This window comes from Streptomyces sp. NPDC042002 (assembly GCF_055588305.1).
Genome location: NZ_JBVJCT010000020.1, coordinates 69,897 through 90,742, shown reverse-complemented (window position 1 = coordinate 90,742; position 20,846 = coordinate 69,897). Strand labels below are relative to the sequence as shown.

The following is a 20,846-nucleotide window of genomic DNA, read 5'->3' as shown; positions in this document are numbered from 1 at the left end:
CACGGTGTCTTCGCGGCCCTGACCGGAGCGTACGGCGGACGGAATCCGGACCGGCCGGATCAGCTCAAGTCCGGTGCGCCGCCGCTTCGTTGCCTTGCACAACTCGGAAGAAATATGGTGACGATCGGGTGGAACGCCCAGCGGTTTCCGGGCGCGTCAGACAACCATGTGCTGGAGGAGATTTCCTTGCTGAAGTCGGAACGGCTCGCGGTACTGCCCATCGATTCGTATGACCTGGGCCCGGAACTGTCCATCGTGGACGAGCACGAATACGGCGGTGAATACGACACGTTCACCTTCGGGTCCTGGTCGTCCCATGTGCTCGCCAACGGCAGCGGCGCCGAATCCGACGTCGCCTTCCGTCCGCACGAAGGCAGCCTTTCCCTGACGGAACTGGGAAAGCGGCTGCCGAACGTCATGTCCCTGGTGACCGCGCATTTCCCCCTGGACCGCCTCCAGTGGGTGCGGATCTTCGCCCTGCGCGACGGGATCATCGCCCCGCACGTGGACTTCCTGGAGTGGGCCAAGCCGGGCCTGCGGGTGCAGGTTCCGCTGCGCACCAGCGAGGAGTCCCTCCACTCCGAGAACGACACCGTCTACCACATACGCCGCGGCGAGGTGTGGAAGATCCACTCGACCGACCCGCACTCCGCGCGCAGCACCGCCAGGACGGCCCGGCTCTCCCTGTGCCTCGACTTCGCGGAGTCCGAGGAGCCGCTGGCGATCCGCGGCGACATCCGGGCCACCGAGCCGGTCCTGCTGCCCGAGCGGCCCGAGGTCGGCGAGGCGGAGCTGGAGGAACTCATCGACTCCGGCCGCCACTTCACGCCCGAGACCATGCGGGCGGCCTTCCGTCCGTTCGCCGCGCTCCACTTCGAGCGGCGCGCGCACGCCACCGCGGCGTTCGACTGGTATCTGGAGGCCGCCCGGCGCACCGGCGACGAGGACATCGTCGCCAAGGCCCAGGCCTTCCGCACGTACTGCATCGAGAAGCGGGGCGACGGCGAGGCGTTCGTCTGGTGAGAGAGCACGCCTCGCGCCGATGACGGGCCGGGATCCGGGGCAGCGCCCTGGAACCCGGCCCGCCGCCGTACCCGTACAACGGGCAGGGGTACGGGGGCGGACCGTCCATGTCGAAGGGGACGGTCCGCCCTCGTACCCCTGCCGTGCGCCGGTGGCCGAGGGCGGGCCGCACGCGGCGGCGCGCCCTCGGCCGGTGCGGCCGGGTCATCCCTTCGTGGTGCCCGCGCGCAGACGCTCGATCATGTGCCGGGTCGTCTCGATGGGGCTCTCCTCGGGCAGGTCCCGGGTACGCGACGGCAGCGCCGCGTTGAGCTTGGCCACGTGGTCGTTCCAGTCCTCCTGGCCGGCGAAGGCAACCGTCTCGCCGTCCTGGTAGGTGGGGAACGGGCGGTAGTTGTTCAGGCCGGCCGCGTCGGTCCCGCGCACCAGCAGCGGGTCGAGGTAGATGCCCTCGCTGTGGATGCGTGTGGTCGTCGAGATGTAGCCGATGTCCAGACCGCACCTCCGCTTGGCGGAGGTGTTCGCCTCCGAGTAGTGCAGCAGGTGGGGGTGGTGGATGGAGACGTCGCCCGGCTGGAGCTCGATGTCCACGACACCGCGCTTGTCGATCCACTCCTGCACGATGGTCTCGTCGGAGGCGGAGAAGAGCATGTTGTCCGTGTCCGTGCGCAGCGACGGCTTGTGCAGCGGCAGTTCGTGACTGCCGGGGATCATGCGCAGGCAGCCGTTCTCCGTGCTGCTCTCGTCGACGGCCAGCCACACCGTCAGCGCCTCCATCGGGCTCAGCGTCCAGTAGGCGCCGTCCTGGTGCCACAGCACGGACTGCCCGTTGTAGGGGGGCTTGCAGATGTAGTGGGCGGTGAAGCACGCCAGGTCGGGGCCGAGGAAGAACTCCGCGATGTCCACGAGGCGGGGGTCGGAGACCAGGCGGGCCCAGAAGGCGTCGTTGCGGATCAGCGGGTGGTGGAAGTGCTCGGGACGCAGATCCGGGTACTTCCGGGTGAGCCAGTCGACATGGGCGGCCGCCTCCTCCAGGAGTTCCGGGGGAATGACATTGCGGATGATGGAGAAGCCCTGCTCGGCGTATTCCTTCGCCGCCCTCTCCAGTACGCCTTCGTCAAGTGTGGTCATGCGTCAACTCCTTCTCGGGTGTCGGGTACCGCTTGCCGCGCGGAAAAGGCGGGGAGCCGTCCCGGCGTACCGTCCGCCGACTCCGTGCATTCGGCGCGGGCCGTGTGCAGGTGGTCGAATGGAGGGTCGACGCGGCATCGCCCTGATATGCGGCCGCTCATCATCCGGGCGGGCGGGCCGCGAAAAAGGGCTTCGCGGCCCGGCTGTTCACCGGGTGACGGCCGCCGGTCGCGGCGGCGGCCCCCGGGCCTTCTCACGGCTCGCCCAGCCGTTCCATACTCTCTCCGCCGCCCAAGAGGGTGTCAACGTCTCGCGGAACTCAAGGCTTTCTCGATGACGTACCGCGTTTCGGGCAGGGCCCGCCGGGCCGGTCCGGATGCCGGTCCGCTCTGTCCCGCTGACGGGACGGCGTGCGCGGCGACCGCTTTTCCGGTGTGCAGGAACAGCGGGAATCGATCCCTTCTCCAGCCATCGTCTTTCACCGTTCGAGGGAGGCCTCATATGTTCTTGAGAACCCCGACGAGGCGGCATTCAACCGACACCAGCTCCGGGCCGAGTTGTCCGGCGGACGAGGATGACGTGACTATGTCCAAACAACCAGGGCCGTTCCGGCTGAGTGTCACCGACCTGCACGCGTCGGTCGACGATCCCGCGCTCACTTCCATGACGCTGCTCAACGAACTCGCGGGAAGATATCCGGACGCGGTGTCGTTCTCCGCGGGACGCCCGTTCGAGGGCTTCTACGACGTCGATGACCTCGCCCGTCATCTGGCGACGTTCCGCGGCTATCTGGAGGGCGAGAAGGGCCTTGCCGCGGAGCAGGTGCGGCGCACGTTCTTCCAGTACGGCCGCACGAAAGGGTTCATCCACGAACTCATCGCGCGCCAGCTGGAGGTCGACGAGGGCCTGACGGTCGACCCGGAGAGCATCGTGGTGACCACCGGCTGCCAGGAGGCGATGGTGCTGCTGCTGCGCACCCTCGTCCGCGACGCACGTGATGTCGTCCTCGCCGCCACCCCCAACTACGTCGGGTTCATCGGCGCGGCCCGGGTGGCCGGCGCGCCGGTGCGTGCGGTGCGGGAACACGACGGGGGCATCGATCTGGACGACCTGGAGCGGCAGATACGGGCCGCGCGGCGCGAGGGCCTGCGGCCGCGTGCCTGTTACGTCGTCCCCGACTTCGCCAACCCCAGTGGCGCGAGCATGTCCCTGGCGGACCGGATCGCCCTGCTGGAGCTGGCGCGGCGGGAGGGGATCCTCGTCGTCGAGGACAACCCGTACTCCCTGTTCCGCGCGGGCGGATCCCCGCTGCCCACGCTCAAGGCCCTGGACGAGCGGCATCAGGTGATCCACCTCGGGTCGTTCGCGAAGTCCGCCTTCGCCGGTGCCCGCGTGGGCTACGTGATCGCGGACCAGCCGGTGACGGCGACGGGCGCCGCGCAGGAGGAGCCGGTGCTGCTCGCCGACCTGCTCGCCCGGCTCAAGAGCATGGTCACGCTCAACACCTCGACGGTGGCGCAGGCGGTGATCGGCGGGTACCTCCTGGAGAACGGATGCAGTCTCAAGCGGGCCACCGCCCGCGAGGCCGAGGTCTACCGCCGCAACCTCGCGACCCTGCTGGAGCGTCTGCGCTGCGTCTTCGCCCCGCTGCCGGGCACCGGGCAGGACGTCTCGTGGAACACACCCGAGGGCGGGATGTTCGTCGTCCTGACCCTGCCGTTCCGGGCGGACGACGCCATGCTGGAACACTCGGCCTCCCGGTTCGGTGTCCTGTGGACGCCCATGGACCACTTCTACGGCGGCACGTCCGGGTTCCACCAGGCCCGGCTCTCCTTCAGCGTGCTCACCCCCGAGGAGATCGCCCTGGGCGTCGAGCGGCTGGGCGAACTCGTCCGGGACCAGCGCGCACGGCACCTGCCCGGCGCCCGGCACCCGCGGTCCGGCCGGCTGCTGGAGCCGCAGAGCGCCTGACCTCCGGAAGCCGTGGTGCTCAGACCGGGTCCTTGCGGCTCGTCGCGGTGACGAGGGTGGAGGAGATGTGGGCCAGGGCGGGGTCCGCAGCGAGGAAGAACGTCTCGACTCCGGCCAGTTCGTGGTTCATGCGGGCCATCGGCAGTTCGTAGTCCAGGTCACGGACGCCGCGGGCACCGCGGACGACGACGTCGATTCCGGCGCGCCGGCAGTAGTCGGCCAGCAGGCCGCCGGTGTGGGAGCCGACCGTGACGTTGCTCAAGCCCGCCGCTGCCGCGCGGAGCCGGTCCAGCCGCTCCTCGACGGGCAAGCGACCGGTCTTGTCCGCGTTGAACATCACGCACACGACGACCTCGTCGAACAGGAGGGCCGCGCGCCGGAGTACGTCCTGGTGCCCTTGGGTGACCGGGTCGAAGGTCCTGGGAAGAGGGCTCGCATGATCGGAAAGAGGAGCGGCTGAGCCCTGCTCAATTCCGGTCGATGTCAGCGGGGTTGTCCGTGCCGGGCGGTCGGCGGCCGGCTCCGTCCAGCACCTCGCGGCAGTGCGCCCAGGCCTGCTCGGACAGCAGCGGCCGCCATCGGGTGAAGAGTTCGAGCAGGTCCGCCCCGTGACGCATGCGGACATCGGGGCTGATCGCGGCGATGTCGAGCTCGTTGGCGGCGGTGAGTTCGGCGAAGTCCCGGCGCGCGTCGGGACTCGGGTGCATCCGGGTGCCGGTGAACCGGTCCACGAACGCGCCCCGGACGTCGGTCAGTTCCCGGTAGGAGGACGCGCGGTCGCAGGAGGCGTAGAAGTAGACGAGTGCTTCGGCCTCGGCGCCGATCGCCTCGACCAGTTCCGCCCGGTGCCCCAGGTCCAGGAGCGCGACCGGGAAGCCGTCGGTCCCGTAGAACGCGTGACACAGCCCGGCCGACCCGAGCGCCGGGCGAGCACCCCACGAGGCGAGAAGGGCGCTGACTCGCCGCAGGTGCGCCAGCAGTGTCCCGCCGGGGTGTTCGATCCTTTCGGCTCCGGCCGCGTGCAGGAGCGCCAGTGCTTCTGCGGTCATCTCAACCTCACCCCTCCGTGCGGTCGCCGTCTGGGCTGAAGCACCCACGATCTCAGGTCGGGCGGCAAGCCCCGTGGGGTACGCAGGTGCGGCAGCGCGAAGCCGCCCCGGTGACGTGGGTGCGCCGGGGCGGCTCGGGGTGGGGGCCGGCCGGTGGGTGCCGGCCGGTGGGGGTCAGGCTCGCTTCTTGAACGTGGACAGCGCCCATACGTATCCGACGACGGCGAAGCCGACGCACCAGGCGACGGCGGCGATCGCGTCACCGTTCGAGACGTGGCCGGCCAGCAGTCCGCGCAGTGTCTCGATGATCGGGGTGAAGGGCTGGTACTGGGCGAACTGCTTGACGCCGGCGCCCATCGTGTCCGCGGGCACGAACGCGCTGCTGAGGAACGGCAGCATGATGAGCGGCACGGTGGCCAGGCCGGCCGACTCGGTGGTCTTGGCGGCCAGGCCCATGGCGACGGTGAGCCAGCTGGTGCCGACGGCCAGGAGCACGAACAGGCCGAGCACGCCGAGCCAGTCCAGGGCGCTCGCCTTGGGGTCGAATCCCATGGCGAAGGCCACGCCGACGATGGCGGCGCAGGCCACCAGGCAGCGCACCGTGGTGACGACGACATGTCCGGTGAGCATGGCTCCGCGGGAGACGTCCATGGTCTTGAACCGGTTGATGATGCCCTTGGTCATGTCGTCGTTGACGGCCGTCGCGGTGGCCCCGAGGCCGTAGCTGACGGCCATCACGAGCAGGCCCGGCGTCGCGTAGTCGATGTAGTGCTGGCCGACGCTGAAGGCGCCGCCGAAGACCTTGACGAACATCAGCATGATGACGATCGGGAACAGGACCGCGTTGAACATCGTGGTGGGGTTGCGCAGGGTGTGCTTCACGTTGCGGCGCAACATGATGCTCGAGTCGGCGAACGCCGTCGCGACCGTGCTCATCGCGCGATCGCCTCCTTCTTCTTGCTCGTGTCCTCGGCCGCCCCGGTGTCCTTGCCGGTGTGCTCGGTCAGGGCGAGGAAGACGTCGTCGAGGTCGGGGGTGTGCACGGAGAATTCCTGTGCGTTGAGGGTGTGTTCGTCGAGGCGGTCCAGCAGGGCCCGCAGCGACCTGGACTGGCCGTCGCTGGGCACCCGCAGGGTCAGTTCCTCCTCGTCGCGCGTGGAGTCGGCGAAGATCCGCGCGGCGGTGTCGAGCTGGAAGACGTCGGTGAACCGGAGCCGTACGTGGGTGCCGGGGATCTGGCGCTTGAGTTCGTCGGCGGTGCCCTGGGCGACCAGGCGGCCCTGGTTGAGGACGGCGATGCGGTCGGCGAGCTGGTCGGCCTCCTCCAGGTACTGGGTGGTGAGGAAGATGGTGGTGCCCTCGGCCACCAGCTCGCGGACGATCCCCCACAGCGTGCGCCGGCTGCGCGGGTCGAGACCCGTCGTCGGCTCGTCGAGGAAGATGATCTGCGGGCTGCCGACGAGGGTCATCGCCAGGTCCAGTTTGCGGCGCATACCGCCGGAGTAGGCCGATGCCAGCTTGTCCGCCGACTCCCCCAGGTCGAACCGCTCCAGCAGCCGGGCGACCACCTGGTCGGCGGATCGCACGCGCTTGAGGTCCGCCATCAGTTGCAGGTTCTCGCGGCCCGACAGCAGATCGTCCACTGCGGCGAACTGGCCGGTCACACCGATGGCGGCGCGTACCTCCTTGGTCGCGGTCGCCACGTCGTGCCCGGCGACGTGCACCGTTCCGGCGTCGGCGGTGAGCAGCGTCGTGAGGACGTTCACCGTGGTCGTCTTGCCCGCTCCGTTGGGACCGAGCAGGGAGAAAACCGATCCCGCGGCGACTTCGAGGTCGATGCCGTCGAGCACGACCTTGTCGCCATATGCCTTGCGCAGCCCTGAAACTGCGATAGCGGAACTCTTCATGCCCCCCACTGTCGGGCCGGGGGCTGACAAGGCCCTGTCACACCCCTTTCACGATCCTGGAGTCCTCCTCGACGGCACGCATGTCCGTGCCGGAAGCGGAATCCGGGGCGGGATCCGGGGCGATCCGGGGCGGAGGAGGATGCGAGAAGGGCGTCCGCCGGAGCGGACGCCCTTCTCGCACACACGGCCCGGGGCCGGCCGGACCGTGCCGTCAGCGCATCAGTGCTCCCGGGCGCACTCGGCCTCGATCACGTCCAGGATCGCGCGGCCCTGGTCGACCAGGTACATGTGGTCGCCGGGGAACTCGGTGTAGCGGAACGCGGCCGTGGTGGCGTCCCGCCACTGGCGGGCCTCGGCGGCGGTGACCAGGCCGTCGACCTCGCCGCGCAGCGAGGTGATCGGCACGGACACGGGGGCGTCGGTGCTGGGGAGGTAGGCCTCGTGCATCTCGCAGTCGGCCTGGAGGGTGGGCAGGATCAGCTCCCGCATCTCGGGGTGGTCGAGGGCTTCGTGCCGGAACCCGGCGAACTCCTCGACGCGGGCGAGGAATTCGTCGCCCTCAAGTCCTGCCGCGCGGCGTTCGCGCTGGGTCCAGGGTCCCGGTGAGCCGCTGACGACGAGCCGTTCGACGTGCACGCCGCGGGTGCCGAGCAGGTGCACCAGTTCGTAGGCGAGGACCGCGCCCAGGCTGTGCCCGAACAGCACGGCCCGGCTGCCCTCGCCGAGGTCGGCGACGACGGCGTCGATCTCGTTCTTGGCCGCCTCGACGACGTTGCGGTACGGCTCGTCCAGGATCCGCCGTTCCCTGCCGGGCAGTTCGACCGAGGTCACCCGCCACCGGCCGGCGGCCAGGTCCTGCCACGGGTGGTAGAAGGCGGGACCCGCTCCGGCGAACGGCACGCACAGCAGTGTGGTCCGCTCCCCCGGTTGCGCTGACATGCCTGGTGCTGTCACGTCGGCCAACTCCTCTCGCTCGTCCTCGGGTCGGTTCTGTCCGGTCACCGCTCGGCCAGCTTGCGGGCGACGACCCGCATGATCTGGCCCGCGGGCTTGGGCATGTGCAGGTCGTGGTGGGTGGCGTCCACGTCGTACTCCTCGATGGTTCCAAGGACGTGCGGCCGCCAGTCGGGGCCGTAGGAGGTCACTCCGTCGACCTTGTCGAGCCTGGCGTTGAAGTAGAGGACATCGCCGCGGTAGACCGGCGATTCGAAGACGCCCATCTTCTGCAGGTTGTTGGCGCCCACCTGCGACATGGTGTCGAGGAAGGCGTCCATGTTGGCGGTGTTCATGAACTTGCCGAAGACTTCCTCGATATCGGCGCGGTAGAGCTCCTTGGTCCGGCCGGCGACCTCGCGGAAGCCGTTGTTCGTGGTGGAGTTGGCCGGCTGGGAGTCCAGGACGGCGATGAGGCCGACCTCGAGGCCGCGGCGGTCCATCGCCTCGGCGACGGCGTGCGCGATGGGGCCGCCGAAGGACCAGCCGATCAGGTAGTAGGGGCCTTGTGGCTGGACGGCGAGGATCTGGTCCAGGTAGTCCTCGACCATCTCCTCGACCGAATGGGCCATCGGTTCCTTGCCGTTGGAGCCGCGGGACTGCAGGGAGTAGGCCGGCCGGTCGGGCACGTGGGGTGCGAAGGTGAAGAACGCCCAGCCGAGGCCGCCGCCGCCGTGGAAGAACCACACCGGCTCCTTGCCCGTGCCGGGGTCCCGGTTCAGCGGCAGCACGACGTTGAAGGAGTCGTCGTGGTCGCCGGGGACGCCGCCGATGAGCAGCAGCGCCGCGAGTTCGGCCACGGTCGGGTACTGGATGATCGTCCGCAGGGGCATGTCGACGCCGAAGCGCTTGCGGATGCGGGCGCTGAGGCGGGTGGCGAGCAGGGAGTGCCCGCCGAGTGCGAAGAAGTCGTCGTCGATGCCGACCCGCTCCAGTTTGAGCAGCTCGCTGAAGAAGGAGCACAGGTCCTGCTCGTGGGAGTTGCGCGGCTCGCCCTTGCTCACGGTGGTGGTGTGTTCCGCGGGCAGTGCCCCCCGGTCGATCTTGCCGGCCGGGTTCAGCGGAAGCCGTGACAGCGGCACCATCGCGGCCGGGACCATGTAGTCGGGCAGCCGCGCGCCCAGGTAGGCGGGCAGTTCGGCCAGCAGCGGGCCGATCGCCTTGGCCAGCGCGGGTGCGTTGGCGCGGACGCGTCCGGCCACCGCGCTGGGCACGAACCCTCCGGTGACGGTCCGCGGCCCAGGCAGCAGCACCGCGTCGAAGGTGTGGACGGCCTCGCCCGACCAGGTGAGCACGGCGTCCAGGCCCTGCCGGCGCGCCCAGGCGGCGACGTCCTCGGGGTCGAGCGGCCTGCCGGTGGGGGCGTCCTCGGCGACGACACCGGCGAAGGTGGCCGCGGCGGCCTCCTCCACCAGGCGCGCGTTGGGTATGCCGGTCACCCGCAGCGGGCCGCCCGCCCGCTCCACCTGTGTGGCCAGTCCGTCCAGGCCGGACACCTCGCCGCCCCACACCAGCGCGGGCACATCGGTCAGGTCGAGGGCGTCGGCCCTCTCCTTGTGCAGGACGGTCTCGTAGCGGTGGCGGGTCAGCGCGTTGTGCGCCTGCCCGGCCTTGAGCCGGATGTCGGTGCCTGCGTTGTGGCGTGCCGCCCACTCGGCGAACCATTCGGGGGCGATGAGCAGTTCCCGCTCGGCGAGCAGTGCCTGTTCCACCGCCGCCCGGATCTCCTCGTGGGAGGCGTAGGGCTGTTGTGCGCGCTGCTCCGCCGTCGCCAGGATCCGCTGGGTGGCGGCGTTGCGGATGTCGCCGACGATGATCCGGCCGCCGGGTGCGAGCAGGTCAAGGGCCTGGGTGAGCACCTGGTCGAGGTATTCGGCGCTCGGGAAGTACTGGATGACGGAGTCGAGGACGACGGTGTCGAAGGTGCCCTGGGGCAGCTGGGAGAGGTCGTCGGCGGCCTGGGTGCGGAGGTGGACCCGGTCGCCGTGGCCGGCCGCCTCGGCCTGGTGGCGGAGCCGGTCGATCGCGGCGGCGCAGAGGTCGGTGCCCCAGTACGAGTCGACCTCGCCGACGATCCTGGCGAGGAGCAGGCCGGAGCCGGCGCCGATCTCCAGGATGCGGCGCGGTGCGTACCGCAGGATGTGGGCGGCCGCGGCGTCCTGCCACTGGCTCAGCTGTTCCGCGGGGATCGGCTCGCCGCCGTAGACGTTCTTCCAGGGCTGGAAGTCCTCGCCCCAGGTCTCGTCCGCGAAGTCGGTGTGGGCGTCGTCGTGGAGTCGGCGCCATTCCTCGACCTGGGTGGCGGTGTCGGCGACGGCGGCGTCGGGGTCGGGTTCGATGTAGGCGACCAGGCGCTGGTCGCCCTTCTGGTCCTCGCGGACCACGACGGCGGCCTGCGCGACCGAGGGGTGTCCGCTCAGGACGTGGTCGATCTCGCCGAGTTCGATGCGGAAGCCGCGGACCTTGACCTGGGAGTCGGTGCGGCCGAGGTATTCGACCTGGCCGTCCTTGTTCCACTTCACCAGGTCCCCGGAGCGGTACATGCGCGCGCCGGCCGGGCCGAACGGGCAGGCCACGAACCGCTCGGAGGTCAGGGCGCTCTGGCCGAGGTAGCCGCGGGCCAGGCAGGTGCCGGCGAGGTAGAGCTCGCCGGCGACGCCGGGGGCGACCGGGCGCAGTGCCGCGTCGAGGATGTAGACCTGGTTGTTCCAGATGGGGGTGCCGATCGGGACGCGGTCCGCGCCGGGCACGTGCTGCCAGCCGGTGATCTCGACGGTGGCTTCGGTGGGGCCGTAGAGGTTGTTGGCCGAGCAGCCGGGGAGCAGGTCGGTGAAGCGGTTGGCGAGGGCGGGCGGGAAGGCTTCGGCGGCGACCTCGATCCAGCGCAGGCTGGTGCAGTTCGCGGCGGAGGGTTCGGTGACGAAGGCGGAGAGCAGGGAGGGCACGAAGAACGCGGCGGTCACGTGCTCGCGCTGGATCAGCTCGGCGAGGTAGGCGGGGTCGCGGCGGCCTTCGGCGCTGGCCACGACGACGGAGGCGCCCGTCTGCAGGTTGGAGAACATCTCCGGCACCGAGGCGTCGAAGCTGGCGGAGGTGCTCATCAGCATCCGGTCCTCGACCGTGACCCGGAAGTGTTCCAGGCCCCATTCGATCCGGTTCGTGATCGAACGGTGGGCCACCGGGACGCCCTTGGGGCCGCCGGTGGAGCCGGAGGTGAAGATGACGTAGGCGGCGTTGTCCGGCGACAGGTCCCGTACGGGGTCCGACTCCGGATGCCCCGACACGTCGGGCAGGGTGTCCTCGAGCAGCAGCAGCGGCTTCGCGCTCGCCAGGACGTGCCGTACGCGCTCGGCGGGCAGCTCGGTGTCCAGGGGTACGTAGGCGGCGCCGGCCTTGACCACGCCGTAGACCGCGACGAGCAGGTCCACCGAGCGCGGGATCTTGACGGCGACGAGCTGTTCGGGGCCGGCGCCCTGTTCGATGAGCCAGTGTGCGAGCTGGTTGGCGCGGCGGTTGAACTCGGCGTAGGTGAGGGTTTCGTGCTCGCCGATGACCGCGACGCGGTCGGGGGTGCGGGCGGCCTGGGCCTCGAACGCGTCGGGCAGGGTGGTCCGGGCGACCGGGTGCGCGGTGTCGTTGACCTGCCGTACCAGGCGGTCGCGTTCGTCCTCGCCCAGCACCTCGATCGAGCTGATCGGGGCCCTGGGCGCGGCGGCCACCTGCTCCAGGACGCGTACGAACCGGTCGGCGAGGGCCTCGGCGGTGTCGCGGTCGAAGAGCTGGGTGGCGTACATGAGGTCGCCGCGCAGTGCGCCGGTGGTGTCGTAGGCCAGGCTGAAGAACAGGTCGGCCAGGGAGGTGTTGGTGAGGTACTGCTCGAACTCGACCTTGAGTCCGGGCAGTTCGAAGTCGGCCTTCTCGAAGCTCTGCCAGGCGAACATCACCTGGAACAGGGGCTGGTAGGAGGTGGAGCGCTCGGGGTTGAGCAGTTCGACCAGGGTCTCGAAGGGGACGTCCTGGTGCTCGTAGGCGGCCAGCGCCTTGTCGCGCACCTGTGGGAGCAGGTCGGTGAAGGAGGGGTTGCCCGAGAGGTCGACGCGCAGCACCTGGGTGTTGACGAACAGGCCGACCAGATCGGCCAGGCCCTCGTCGGTGCGTCCGGCGATCGGGTTGCCGATGGTGACGTCCTCGCCGCCGCTGAGCTTGCCCAGCAGCACGCCGAGCGCGGCCTGGACGACCATCGACATGGTCATGCCGCGCTCGTCGGCGAGTTTCTGCAGTTTGGCCGCGGCCTGTGGCCGCACCACGAGCGGGAGCGAGTCGCCCTTGGAGTCCCGGGTGGCGGGCCGCGGGCGGTCCAGCGGCAGGCTGAGCGGCTGGGGCACTGAGGCCAGTTCCTTGCGCCAGTGGTTGGCCTGGGCCGCGGCCAGCGAGCCGGGGTCGGTGACGTCGCCGAGGAGTTCGCGCTGCCACAGCGCGTAGTCCTTGTAGGTCACGGCCAGCGGCTCGTACTCGGGCGCCCGGCCGGCCAGGCGGGCGGTGTAGGCGGTGGTCAGGTCGCGGGCCAGCGGGCCGCCGGAGACGCCGTCGGAGGCGATGTGGTGGATGAGCAGGACCAGGACGTGTTCCTCGGGCGAGCAGCGGAACAGGCGCACCTGGAAGGGGATGTCGGCCATCAGGTCGAAGCGGTGCGCGATGAACGTGTCGACCGCGGCGTCCAGGCCCCCGGGTGCCACCTCGACCACCGGCACCTCCACCGGTGCCTGCGCCGCCGGCAGGATCCGCTGGTGGGGTTCGTCGTTGTCGTCCAGTACGTAGGTGGTGCGCAGGGTCTCGTGCCGGGCGACCACGTCCTGGATCGCCTGGGCGAGGGCGGCCTCGTCCAGCGGCCCCTTCAGCCGGAAGGCCGGGGAGATGTTGTAGGTCTCCGCCCCGCCCTCCAGCTGGTGCGTGAGCCACATGCGGCGCTGTGCGAAAGAAAGCGGAATCACGGGTTCTACTCCTCTGGGATCATCCTGCGCAGAGCGGGGCGAAGGGGTACGGCCGATTCCTCCGACCATGCGGCGAGCGCCGCGACCGTCGGCAGGTCGAAGATCTTCCGGATGGGTATCTCCATCCCGATCTCGGAGCGGGCCCGGGTGATCAGCCGGGTGGCGAGCAGGGAGTGCCCGCCGAGTTCGAAGAAGCCGTCGTCGACGCCGACCTTCTCCAGTCCGAGCACCTCGGCGAACAGCCTGGCCAGCGCCTCCTCGCGTGGGGTGGTGGGTGCCCTGAAGGGGGTGTGGGAGGTGAGGTCGGGGGCGGGCAGGGCCTTGAGGTCGAGCTTGCCGTTGGGTGACAGGGGCAGTCGCTCCAGCGGCACGTAGGCGGCGGGCACCATGTACTCGGGCAGCCGGTCGGCCAGGTGCTCCTGGATCTCGGCCGCGTCCGGCACGCTCGCGCCGTCCACGGGGACGAGGTAGGCGGCCAGGTAGGGGGTGGTGTCGCCGGGCTGCTGGGTCACGACGGCGACCTGGGCGATGCGCGGATGGGTGGTCAGGGCGGCCTCGACCTCGGCGGGTTCCACGCGGTAGCCGCGGATCTTGACCTGGGTGTCGATGCGGCCCAGGTGCTGCAGCTCGCCGCCCGGGGTGAAGCGGGCCAGGTCGCCGGTGCGGTACATCCGCGAGCCGGCGGGCCCGTAGGGGTCGGGGACGAAGCGGTCCGCGGTCAGGGCCGCCTGGCGGTGGTAGCCGCGGCCGGCTCCCGCCAGGTACAGCTCGCCCGGGGTGCCCGCGGGCAGCAGGCCAAGTCCGGGGCTGAGGATGTAGGCCCGTACGCCGGGGAAGGGACGCCCGATGGGCACCCCCTGCGTGTAGGGCTCGTCGGGGTCCAGGAGGAAGCCGGTGGCGTAGAACGTCTCGCTGGGGCCGTAGCTGTTGATGACGCGGGCCTTGGGCCAGCGGGTGCGCACCCGCTCCGCCAGGACCGGGGTCAGCACCTCCCCGGAGATGTTCAGTGCCGTGGGGTCGATGCGGTCGGCGAGCTGGTCGACGAGTTCGGCGAAGGCGGAGGGCACCGAGCAGATGACGTCGACGTCCCAGCTGTCGCGTTCGGCCAGCTCCAGCACGTCGCGCACGATCTCGGCGGTGCCGCCCCGGGTGAGGGCGGCGAAGGTCTCGAAGGTGGCGACGTCGAAGCCGAAGGAGGCGGCGACGAGGATGCGCCGTCCGGCCTCGGCCCCGGCCTGCGCGACCATCGTGTCCACGGCGTTGACGACGGTGGACTGGGTGACGCCCACGCCCTTGGGCACGCCGGTGGAACCGGAGGTGTAGATGACGTAGGCGAGGCTGTCCGGACCGGCCTTCGGCCGCGTCCCGGCCCGCGGGGCGTCCGCGGGCGGGGCCAAGAGGTCGATGTCGTCGAGGATCAGGACGGGGATGTCGGTGGCGGGGACGAGGCCGCGGGTGCCGGTGTCGGTCAGGACCAGGTGGGGCCGGGCGGTGGGCAGCACGTGCGGGAGGCGGGCGGCGGCGTAGGCGGGGTCGACGGGCAGATAGGCGCCGCCCGCCTTGAGCACGCCCAGCAGGGCCACGACCATGTTCACGGTGCGCGGCAGGACCACGCCGACGACGGTCTCCGGGCCCACCCCGTGCCGGGCCAGTTCGGCCGCGAGCGCCTCGGCGCGGGCGTCCAGTTCGGCGTACGTCAGCGACTCGCCCCGGGCGGCCACGGCGACCTTGTCCGGGATCCGGGCCGTCTGCGCCTCGACCAGTTCGGTGAGCGTGACGTGGCGGGCGCGGGCGGCGTCGGCGTCGAAGGGGGCCAGCATCCGCTCGCGTTCGCCCTCCTGGAGCGCGTCGATCCGCGCGATCCTCAGCGCGGGGTCGGCCGCCAGCTGCCGCAAAAGGCGCACCAGGCGGGCCGCGTACGTCTCCACCGTGTCCCGGTCGAAGACGCCCGGCGCGTACTGGATGACGAGCTGCAGATGCGGGTCGGCCGCCGCCGTCAGGCACAGCGCGTAGTGGTTGCCGGCGGACGGGCGCAGGCCGGTGAAGGTGATCCCGTCCGCGGCGTCGCTGGCGTCCTCCAGGCCCTCCCGGTCGACCGGGTAGGACTCGAAGACGACCAGCGTGTCGAACAGGGACCGTACCCCGGCGGACTTCTGGATCTCGGCGAGCCCGTGGTGGTGGTGCTCCGCCAGGCCGGCCTGGCGGCGCTGGAGGCGGTCCAGGACCTCGCCGACGGTGTCGCCGGGCGCGTGGGTCACCCGTACGGGAAGGGTGTTGATGAACATGCCGACCATCGACTCCACGTCCGTCACCGCGGGCGGGCGTCCGGAGACGGTCGCGCCGAACACCACGTCCTGGCGGCCGGTGAGCTGGCCCAGCAGCAGCGCCCAGGCGCCCTGCACCAGGGTGTTGACGGTGATGCCCAGCTCGGAGGAGCGGCGTACCAGTTCGTGTGCCTCCTCGACCGGCAGCGCGACCTCGACCTGGTCGCGGACCCCGTCGTCCGTGTCGGCGGCGTCGGGGGCGAGCAGGGCCGGCTCGCCGATCCCGTCGAGTTCGGCCGCCCACGCCCGCGCCGCCTCTTCGGGGTCCTGGCGGGTGAGCCAGGACAGGAAGTCGCCGTAGTCGCGGCTGGCGGGCAGTGCGGAGGCGTCGCCGTCGGCGGCGTACAGCAGCAGCAGGTCCTGCATCAGCAGCGGTGTGGACCAGCCGTCGTAGAGGGTGTGGTGGGCGGTCAGGACGAGTTCGGGCCGGTCGGGGTCGAGGACGGCCAGGGCCAGGCGCATCAGCGGCGGGGTGTCCGGGTCGAAGTAGGCCTTCTGGTCCTCGGTGAGGAACCGCTCGAACGTCTCGTCGCGTTGCGGCTCGTCGAGGGCGGTCAGGTCGAGGTGCTGCCAGGGCAGCGTCACCGACTCCGGGATCACCTGGACGAGGTCGCCGTCGGCCCGGTCGACGAACGCGGCGCGCAGGACGGGGTGGCGGTCCAGGAGTGCCTGACCTGCGCGGTGCATCCGCTGCGGGTCGACCTTGCCGGACAGGTGGAACACCAGCTGGATGTGGTACGGGTCGAACGACGCCCCGGCGAGCTTGGCCTGGAAGAGGATCCCGGACTGGGCGGAGGTCGTCGGCCAGATCTTGGCGAGCTTGCCGAAGCGGGCCTCCCAGGCGTCGATCTCCGCCTGGCCCACCGTGACCAGGGGTGCGTCGCTGGGGGTGAGGCCGCCCGCGTCGGGGGTGGTGGCGTGGCGGGCCAGCGCGGTCAGCGCCTGGGTCCACAGTGCGGCCAGTTCGGTGACGTCCTCGCGGGACAGGACGCCGGTGGGGAAGCCGAAGTAGGCGGTCAGTTCGTCGCCGTCGCCGGTGTCGGTGGCCACCGCGTTGATCTCCAGCGCGGACAGGACCGGCATGTCCGCGTCCGGTGCGGCGATCAGGTCGCGGTGGGTGGTGTCGGGTGCCCAGCCCAGGCCCCGCAGTTCCTCGGGGATGTCCGCGCCGGAGGCCCTGCCGAGGTAGTTGAAGCCGATCTGCGGGCGGCGCAGGCGGGCCAGCGCGGGCGCGGTCTTCGCGTTGAGGTGGCGCAGCAGGCCGTATCCCATGCCGTGGTCGGGGACGGCCCGCAGCTGTTCCTTGAGGGCCTTGACGGCCCGGCCGGCGGCGGGGCCGCCGGCGAACGCGTCGGCCAGGTCGATGCCGGTCACGTCCAGGGCGACCGGGTACATGGCGGTGAACCAGCCGACGGTGGCGGACAGGTCGGCGCCGGGCACGAGGTGGTCCTCGCGGCCGTGGCCCTCGAGCCGGACGAGGGCCGGGGCGGCGGGCACGCCGCGGGTGCGGCGCCAGCGGGCCAGGGCCAGGGCGAGGCCGGCCAGGAGGCCGTCGTCGGCGCCGCCGCGGAAGAGGGCGGGCACGGTGTCGAGGAGGGTGGCGGTGACATCGGCCGGCAGCTGGACGCGGACGGTGTCGACGGTGGAGGTGACATCGCGTGCGGGGTCCAGCGGGCGGGTGCCCAGGACCGGTTCGTCACCGGCGAGGATGTCCTGCCACAGCGGCAGTTCGGCGATGCGCCCGGCGGTGGCGGCCTGCTCGGCGAGCGCGTGCGTCCAGCGCCGCAGTGAGGTGCCCGCGGGTGCCGGCAGGGGTTCCAGGCCGGTTTTGACCCGCTGCCAGGCGGCCACCAGGTCGGGCAGCAGGATCCGCCAGGACACCCCGTCGACGACCAGGTGGTGCAGCACGATCAGCAGCCGGTCGGCCTCGGTGGCGCAGGTGAACCGCACGAACTGGGCCATCACGCCGGCGTCCGGGTCCAGGCGGTCCGCGGCCGCGTCCAGCTCGGCCTGCACGGTGGCGGCGTCGTAGGGGACCTCGCGCACCAGCGCGGCGGCGTCCACGGTGCCCGCCTCCCGCATGCGCAGGCCCTTCTCGGCCCGGTCCAGGTGGGAGCGCAGCACGTCGTGCCGGTCCAGGAGGGCCTGCAGGGTCGCGGTGAGGCCGGTGCGGCCGATGTCCTCGGGCAGGGTCAGCAGCGCGGACATGCAGAACCGGCCGACGGGGCCGCCCAGGGCGAGGACGTGGGCCGCGGTCGGCGGCAGCGGGGCCCAGCCCACGCCGCCGCCCGGCAGCTCGGCCAGGGTCACGCGCTCCTCGTCGGCCCGGCCCTCGACCAGCTCGGCGAGCCGGGCGACGGTGCGGTGCTCGAAGATCTCCCGTGTGGTGACGACGACGCCGCGGGTCTTGGCGCGTGCCACGACCTGGATGGAGCGGATGCTGTCGCCGCCGCCGGTGAAGAAGTCGTCGTCGACGCCCACCTGCCCGGCGCCCAGGACGTCGGCGTAGACCTCGGCCAGCACCCGCTCGGCCTCGGTGCGTGGCGCGCGGTACTCGGTGCCGGTGAACTGCGGCTCGGGCAGGGCCGCCCGGTCCAGTTTGCCGTTGGCGGTCAGCGGCAGCCTCTCGAGGACCATCAGCTGGGCGGGGACCATGTAGTCGGGCAGCCGCTTGGCCGCGAACCGGCGCAGCTCGGCCACCGAGACACTGGCGTTGATGTCCGTGTCGCCGCCTGTGGCACCGGCGCCGGCCTGGGCCACGTAGCCGATGAGCCGCTTGGTGCCGGTGTGGTCGGCGCATACCGTGACGACGGCCTGGGCGACGGCGGGGTGCTGGGCCAGGACGGTCTCGATCTCGGTGGGTTCGACGCGGATGCCGTTCACCTTGACCTGGTCGTCGGCGCGTCCGGCGTACCTGAGCCGGCCCTCGGCGTCCCACCGGGCCAGGTCGCCGGTGCGGTACATCCGCGTGCCGGGCGCACCGAAGGGGCAGGCCACGAAGCGTTCCGCGGTGGCGGCGCTGTTGTGGTGGTATCCGCGGGCGACCGGGCCGGCGACGTACAGTTCGCCGGTCACGCCCTGTGGGGCCGGGGCGAGTCCGGGTCCCAGGACGTGGGCGCGCATGTTGGCCAGCGGGGTGCCGACCGGTATCGCGCCGGTGTCGCTGTCCTGCCGCGGGACGGTGTGGGTGGAGGCGTAGAAGCTCTCGGTCTGGCCGTAGGCGTTGATGACGCGGGTGCCGGGCAGGATCCGGCGCACCGTGCGGACCAGGTCCGCGGAGAGCGCCTCGCCGGCGAAGATCACGGTTTCGACGTCGAGGCGCAGGCCGGGGGCGTTGTCGGTGGCGACCTGGTCGAGCAGTGCGGCGAACACGGTCGGCACGGCGCTGATGGTGGTGCCCGACCAGGCGTCGCGTTCGGCGAGTTCGAGGACGTCGCGGACGATCTCGACGCTCGCGCCGCAGGTCAGCGCGGTGAAGATCTCGAACACGGAGACGTCGAAGTTCACCGAGGTCGCGGCGAGCATCCGTGAGCCGGCCTCGACGTGGGTGCGCCGGGCCAGGTCCCGCACTCCGTTGACCACGGCGGCGTGGGTGACGGCGACGCCCTTGGGGGTGCCGGTCGAGCCGGACGTGAACATCACGTAGGCGAGATGGTCCGGGCCGGTGCCGGCGTCCGGTGCCTGGACGGCGGGCCCCTCCAGGCTCAGGCCGTCGAGGTGCAGGACGCGCCGCGCGGTGTCGGCGAGGGTGGGCGCCGTCGCGTGGTCGGTCACGACCAGGGCCGGATCGGCGGTGGTGAGCAGCAGGCCGACGCGCGCGGCCGGGTAGTTCGGGTCGACGGGCAGGTAGGCGCCGCCGGCCTTGAGGACGGCGAGGAGGGCTACGGCCAGGTCCGCGGAGCGGGGCAGTGCCACGGCGACCAGGACGTCCGGCCCGACACCGTGCTCGCGCAGCACGGCGGCCAGCCGGCCGGCGCGGGTCTCCAGTTCGCGGTACGACAGTTGCGCCGGTCCGCAGACCACCGCGGTCGCGTCCGGTGTCCGTGCCGCCTGGGCGGCGACCAGGTCCGCCACCGTCGCGTCCGGCACGGGCAGGGTCGTGTCGTTCAGCCGGGTCAGCCGGTCCTGTTCGGCCGTGCTGAGGATCTCCACCCGGCCCAGGCGCGTGCCGGGGTCGGCGACGACCTGGCGCAGCACGCGGACGTAGCGGTCGACCAGACTCCGGGCGGTGGCGTGGTCGAACAGTTCCGTCGCGTACTCCAGGCGCCCGTAGGCGCGGCCCGAGGGGTCGGGGACGATGTTGAAGAACAGGTCGAACTTGGCGGTGTCGGTGCCCAGCGGGACGGGGGTGGCCTCGATGCCGGGCACCTCGAGGGGGGACCAGGCGAACTGCCAGGCCAGCATCACCTGGAACAGCGGCTGGTAGGCGGTGGTGCGGTCGGGGTTGAGCAGCTCGACCAGGTGCTCGAAGGGGACGTCCTGGTTGTCGTAGGCGCCGAGCGCCCGGTCGCGGACCTGGTCCAGCAGATCGCCGAACGTCGGGTTGCGGGAGAGGTCGACGCGCAGCACCCAGGTGTTGGCGAAGAACCCGATCAGGTCTTCCAGTTGCTCGTCGGGGCGCCCTTCGATGGGGCTGCCGATGGTGAGGTCGTTGCCGGCGCCGAGGTGGTGCAGCAGCACCGCGAGCGCGGCCTGGGCGACCATCGGTGCGGTGGCGCCGTGCTCGGCGGCCAGGCGGCCGATCCCGGTGACCACGTCGGGTTCGAGTTCGAGGTCGACATGGCCGCCGCGGTGGCCGGCCGAGGTGGGCCGCGGGCGGTCCAGCGGCAGCTGCACCGGCTGCGGTACTCCGGACAGCTCGCGACGCCAGTAGTCGAGTTGCTCGAAGGCGACGCTGTCGGGGTCGTCCTCGTCGCCCAGCATCTGGCGCTGCCACACGGTGTAGTCCTTGTACTGCACCGCGAGCGGCTGCCAGTCGGGGGCCTGGCCGCGCCCGCGGGCGGCGTACGCGGCCAGCAGGTCGCGCAGGAACGGGGCCATCGACGCGCCGTCCGCGGCGACGTGGTGGAAGACGAACACCAGCACGTGCTCGTGCGCGGAGAGGCGGAAGACGCGGGTGCGCAGCGGCAGGTCCGCATCCAGTTCGAAGCCTTCGCCCACGAAGCGGCGCATCGCCTCGTCCACCGCGTCGGCGGCCACGTCGACCACCCGGAAGGCGAGGTCGGCCTCCTCGGGGCCCAGGATGCGCTGCTCCGGGGTGCCGTCCTCGTTCTCGACGAGCAGGGTGCGCAGGCTCTCGTGCCGGGTGGCGACGTCTCTCACCGCCGCGGCCAGGGCCGCCGTGTCCAGCGGCCCCTCCAGGCGCAGCACGAACGGGATGTTGTACGTCGCGGACGGCCCTTCGAGACGGTGGAGGAACCACAGCCGGCGCTGGGCGAAGGACAACGGGATCATCGA

10 protein-coding genes are annotated in these 20,846 nt (G+C 71.5%); 2 read left to right on the top strand and 8 right to left on the bottom strand.

Translation table 11 applies throughout. The features are described 5' to 3' along the window. The first annotated feature begins 186 nt into the window (after positions 1 to 186). Positions 187 to 1,023, top strand: coding sequence for a putative nonproteinogenic amino acid hydroxylase (locus ACZ6KY_RS26660; RefSeq protein WP_469312813.1), 837 nt, complete (start codon positions 187 to 189; stop codon positions 1,021 to 1,023). A 204-nt stretch (positions 1,024 to 1,227) separates the two neighbouring features. Here the strand turns inward: ACZ6KY_RS26660 and ACZ6KY_RS26655 are convergent, their stop codons facing one another. Further along, complete coding sequence (locus ACZ6KY_RS26655; RefSeq protein WP_469312812.1) at positions 1,228 to 2,154, bottom strand: phytanoyl-CoA dioxygenase family protein; 927 nt, start codon at positions 2,152 to 2,154, stop codon at positions 1,228 to 1,230. 585 nt (positions 2,155 to 2,739) lie between these two features. On the opposite strand from ACZ6KY_RS26655, the gene ACZ6KY_RS26650 reads away from it, so the two are divergent. Beyond that, positions 2,740 to 4,125 (top strand): aminotransferase-like domain-containing protein, encoded by a 1,386-nt coding sequence (locus ACZ6KY_RS26650; RefSeq protein ID WP_469312811.1) that lies wholly within the window; start codon positions 2,740 to 2,742, stop codon positions 4,123 to 4,125. Between the two features lie 19 nt (positions 4,126 to 4,144). On the opposite strand, the gene ACZ6KY_RS26645 is transcribed toward ACZ6KY_RS26650, so the two are convergent. From ACZ6KY_RS26645 to ACZ6KY_RS26615, 7 genes are all read right to left on the bottom strand, one after another. Then, positions 4,145 to 4,489: a pantetheine-phosphate adenylyltransferase gene (locus ACZ6KY_RS26645; RefSeq protein ID WP_469312861.1), complete on the bottom strand. Its 345-nt coding sequence runs from the start codon at positions 4,487 to 4,489 to the stop codon at positions 4,145 to 4,147. Positions 4,490 to 4,592: 103 nt separating this feature from the next. After that, on the bottom strand, positions 4,593 to 5,174 hold the full coding sequence (locus ACZ6KY_RS26640) for a DUF6817 domain-containing protein (protein WP_469312810.1): 582 nt from the start codon (positions 5,172 to 5,174) through the stop codon (positions 4,593 to 4,595). A 174-nt stretch (positions 5,175 to 5,348) separates the two neighbouring features. Beyond that, on the bottom strand, positions 5,349 to 6,110 hold the full coding sequence (locus tag ACZ6KY_RS26635; RefSeq protein ID WP_469312809.1) for an ABC transporter permease: 762 nt from the start codon (positions 6,108 to 6,110) through the stop codon (positions 5,349 to 5,351). Then, entirely contained in the window at positions 6,107 to 7,081 is a 975-nt protein-coding gene (locus ACZ6KY_RS26630; RefSeq protein ID WP_469312808.1) for an ATP-binding cassette domain-containing protein, read from the bottom strand. The genes ACZ6KY_RS26635 and ACZ6KY_RS26630 overlap by 4 nt, the downstream gene beginning before the upstream one ends. Positions 7,082 to 7,300: 219 nt before the next feature. After that, positions 7,301 to 8,020, bottom strand: coding sequence for a thioesterase II family protein (locus tag ACZ6KY_RS26625; RefSeq protein ID WP_469312807.1), 720 nt, complete (start codon positions 8,018 to 8,020; stop codon positions 7,301 to 7,303). Positions 8,021 to 8,079: 59 nt separating this feature from the next. Further along, positions 8,080 to 13,065 carry a non-ribosomal peptide synthetase gene (locus tag ACZ6KY_RS26620; RefSeq protein WP_469312806.1) on the bottom strand — a complete coding sequence of 1,662 codons (4,986 nt, stop codon included), beginning with the start codon at positions 13,063 to 13,065 and terminating at the stop codon, positions 8,080 to 8,082. Positions 13,066 to 13,070: 5 nt separating this feature from the next. Then, positions 13,071 to 20,843 carry an amino acid adenylation domain-containing protein gene (locus ACZ6KY_RS26615; RefSeq protein WP_469312805.1) on the bottom strand — a complete coding sequence of 2,591 codons (7,773 nt, stop codon included), beginning with the start codon at positions 20,841 to 20,843 and terminating at the stop codon, positions 13,071 to 13,073. Positions 20,844 to 20,846 lie beyond the last annotated feature (3 nt).

Excerpts from the sequence above, each read along its gene's own strand:
- ACZ6KY_RS26655 (WP_469312812.1), bottom strand. The coding sequence starts at position 2,154 with ATGACCACACTTGACGAAGGCGTACTGGAGAGGGCGGCGAAGGAATAC.
- ACZ6KY_RS26650 (WP_469312811.1), top strand. The coding sequence starts at position 2,740 with ATGTCCAAACAACCAGGGCCGTTCCGGCTGAGTGTCACCGACCTGCAC.
- ACZ6KY_RS26640 (WP_469312810.1), bottom strand. The coding sequence starts at position 5,174 with ATGACCGCAGAAGCACTGGCGCTCCTGCACGCGGCCGGAGCCGAAAGG.
- ACZ6KY_RS26635 (WP_469312809.1), bottom strand. The coding sequence starts at position 6,110 with ATGAGCACGGTCGCGACGGCGTTCGCCGACTCGAGCATCATGTTGCGC.
- ACZ6KY_RS26630 (WP_469312808.1), bottom strand. The coding sequence starts at position 7,081 with ATGAAGAGTTCCGCTATCGCAGTTTCAGGGCTGCGCAAGGCATATGGC.
- ACZ6KY_RS26625 (WP_469312807.1), bottom strand. The coding sequence starts at position 8,020 with ATGTCAGCGCAACCGGGGGAGCGGACCACACTGCTGTGCGTGCCGTTC.
- ACZ6KY_RS26615 (WP_469312805.1), bottom strand. The coding sequence starts at position 20,843 with ATGATCCCGTTGTCCTTCGCCCAGCGCCGGCTGTGGTTCCTCCACCGT.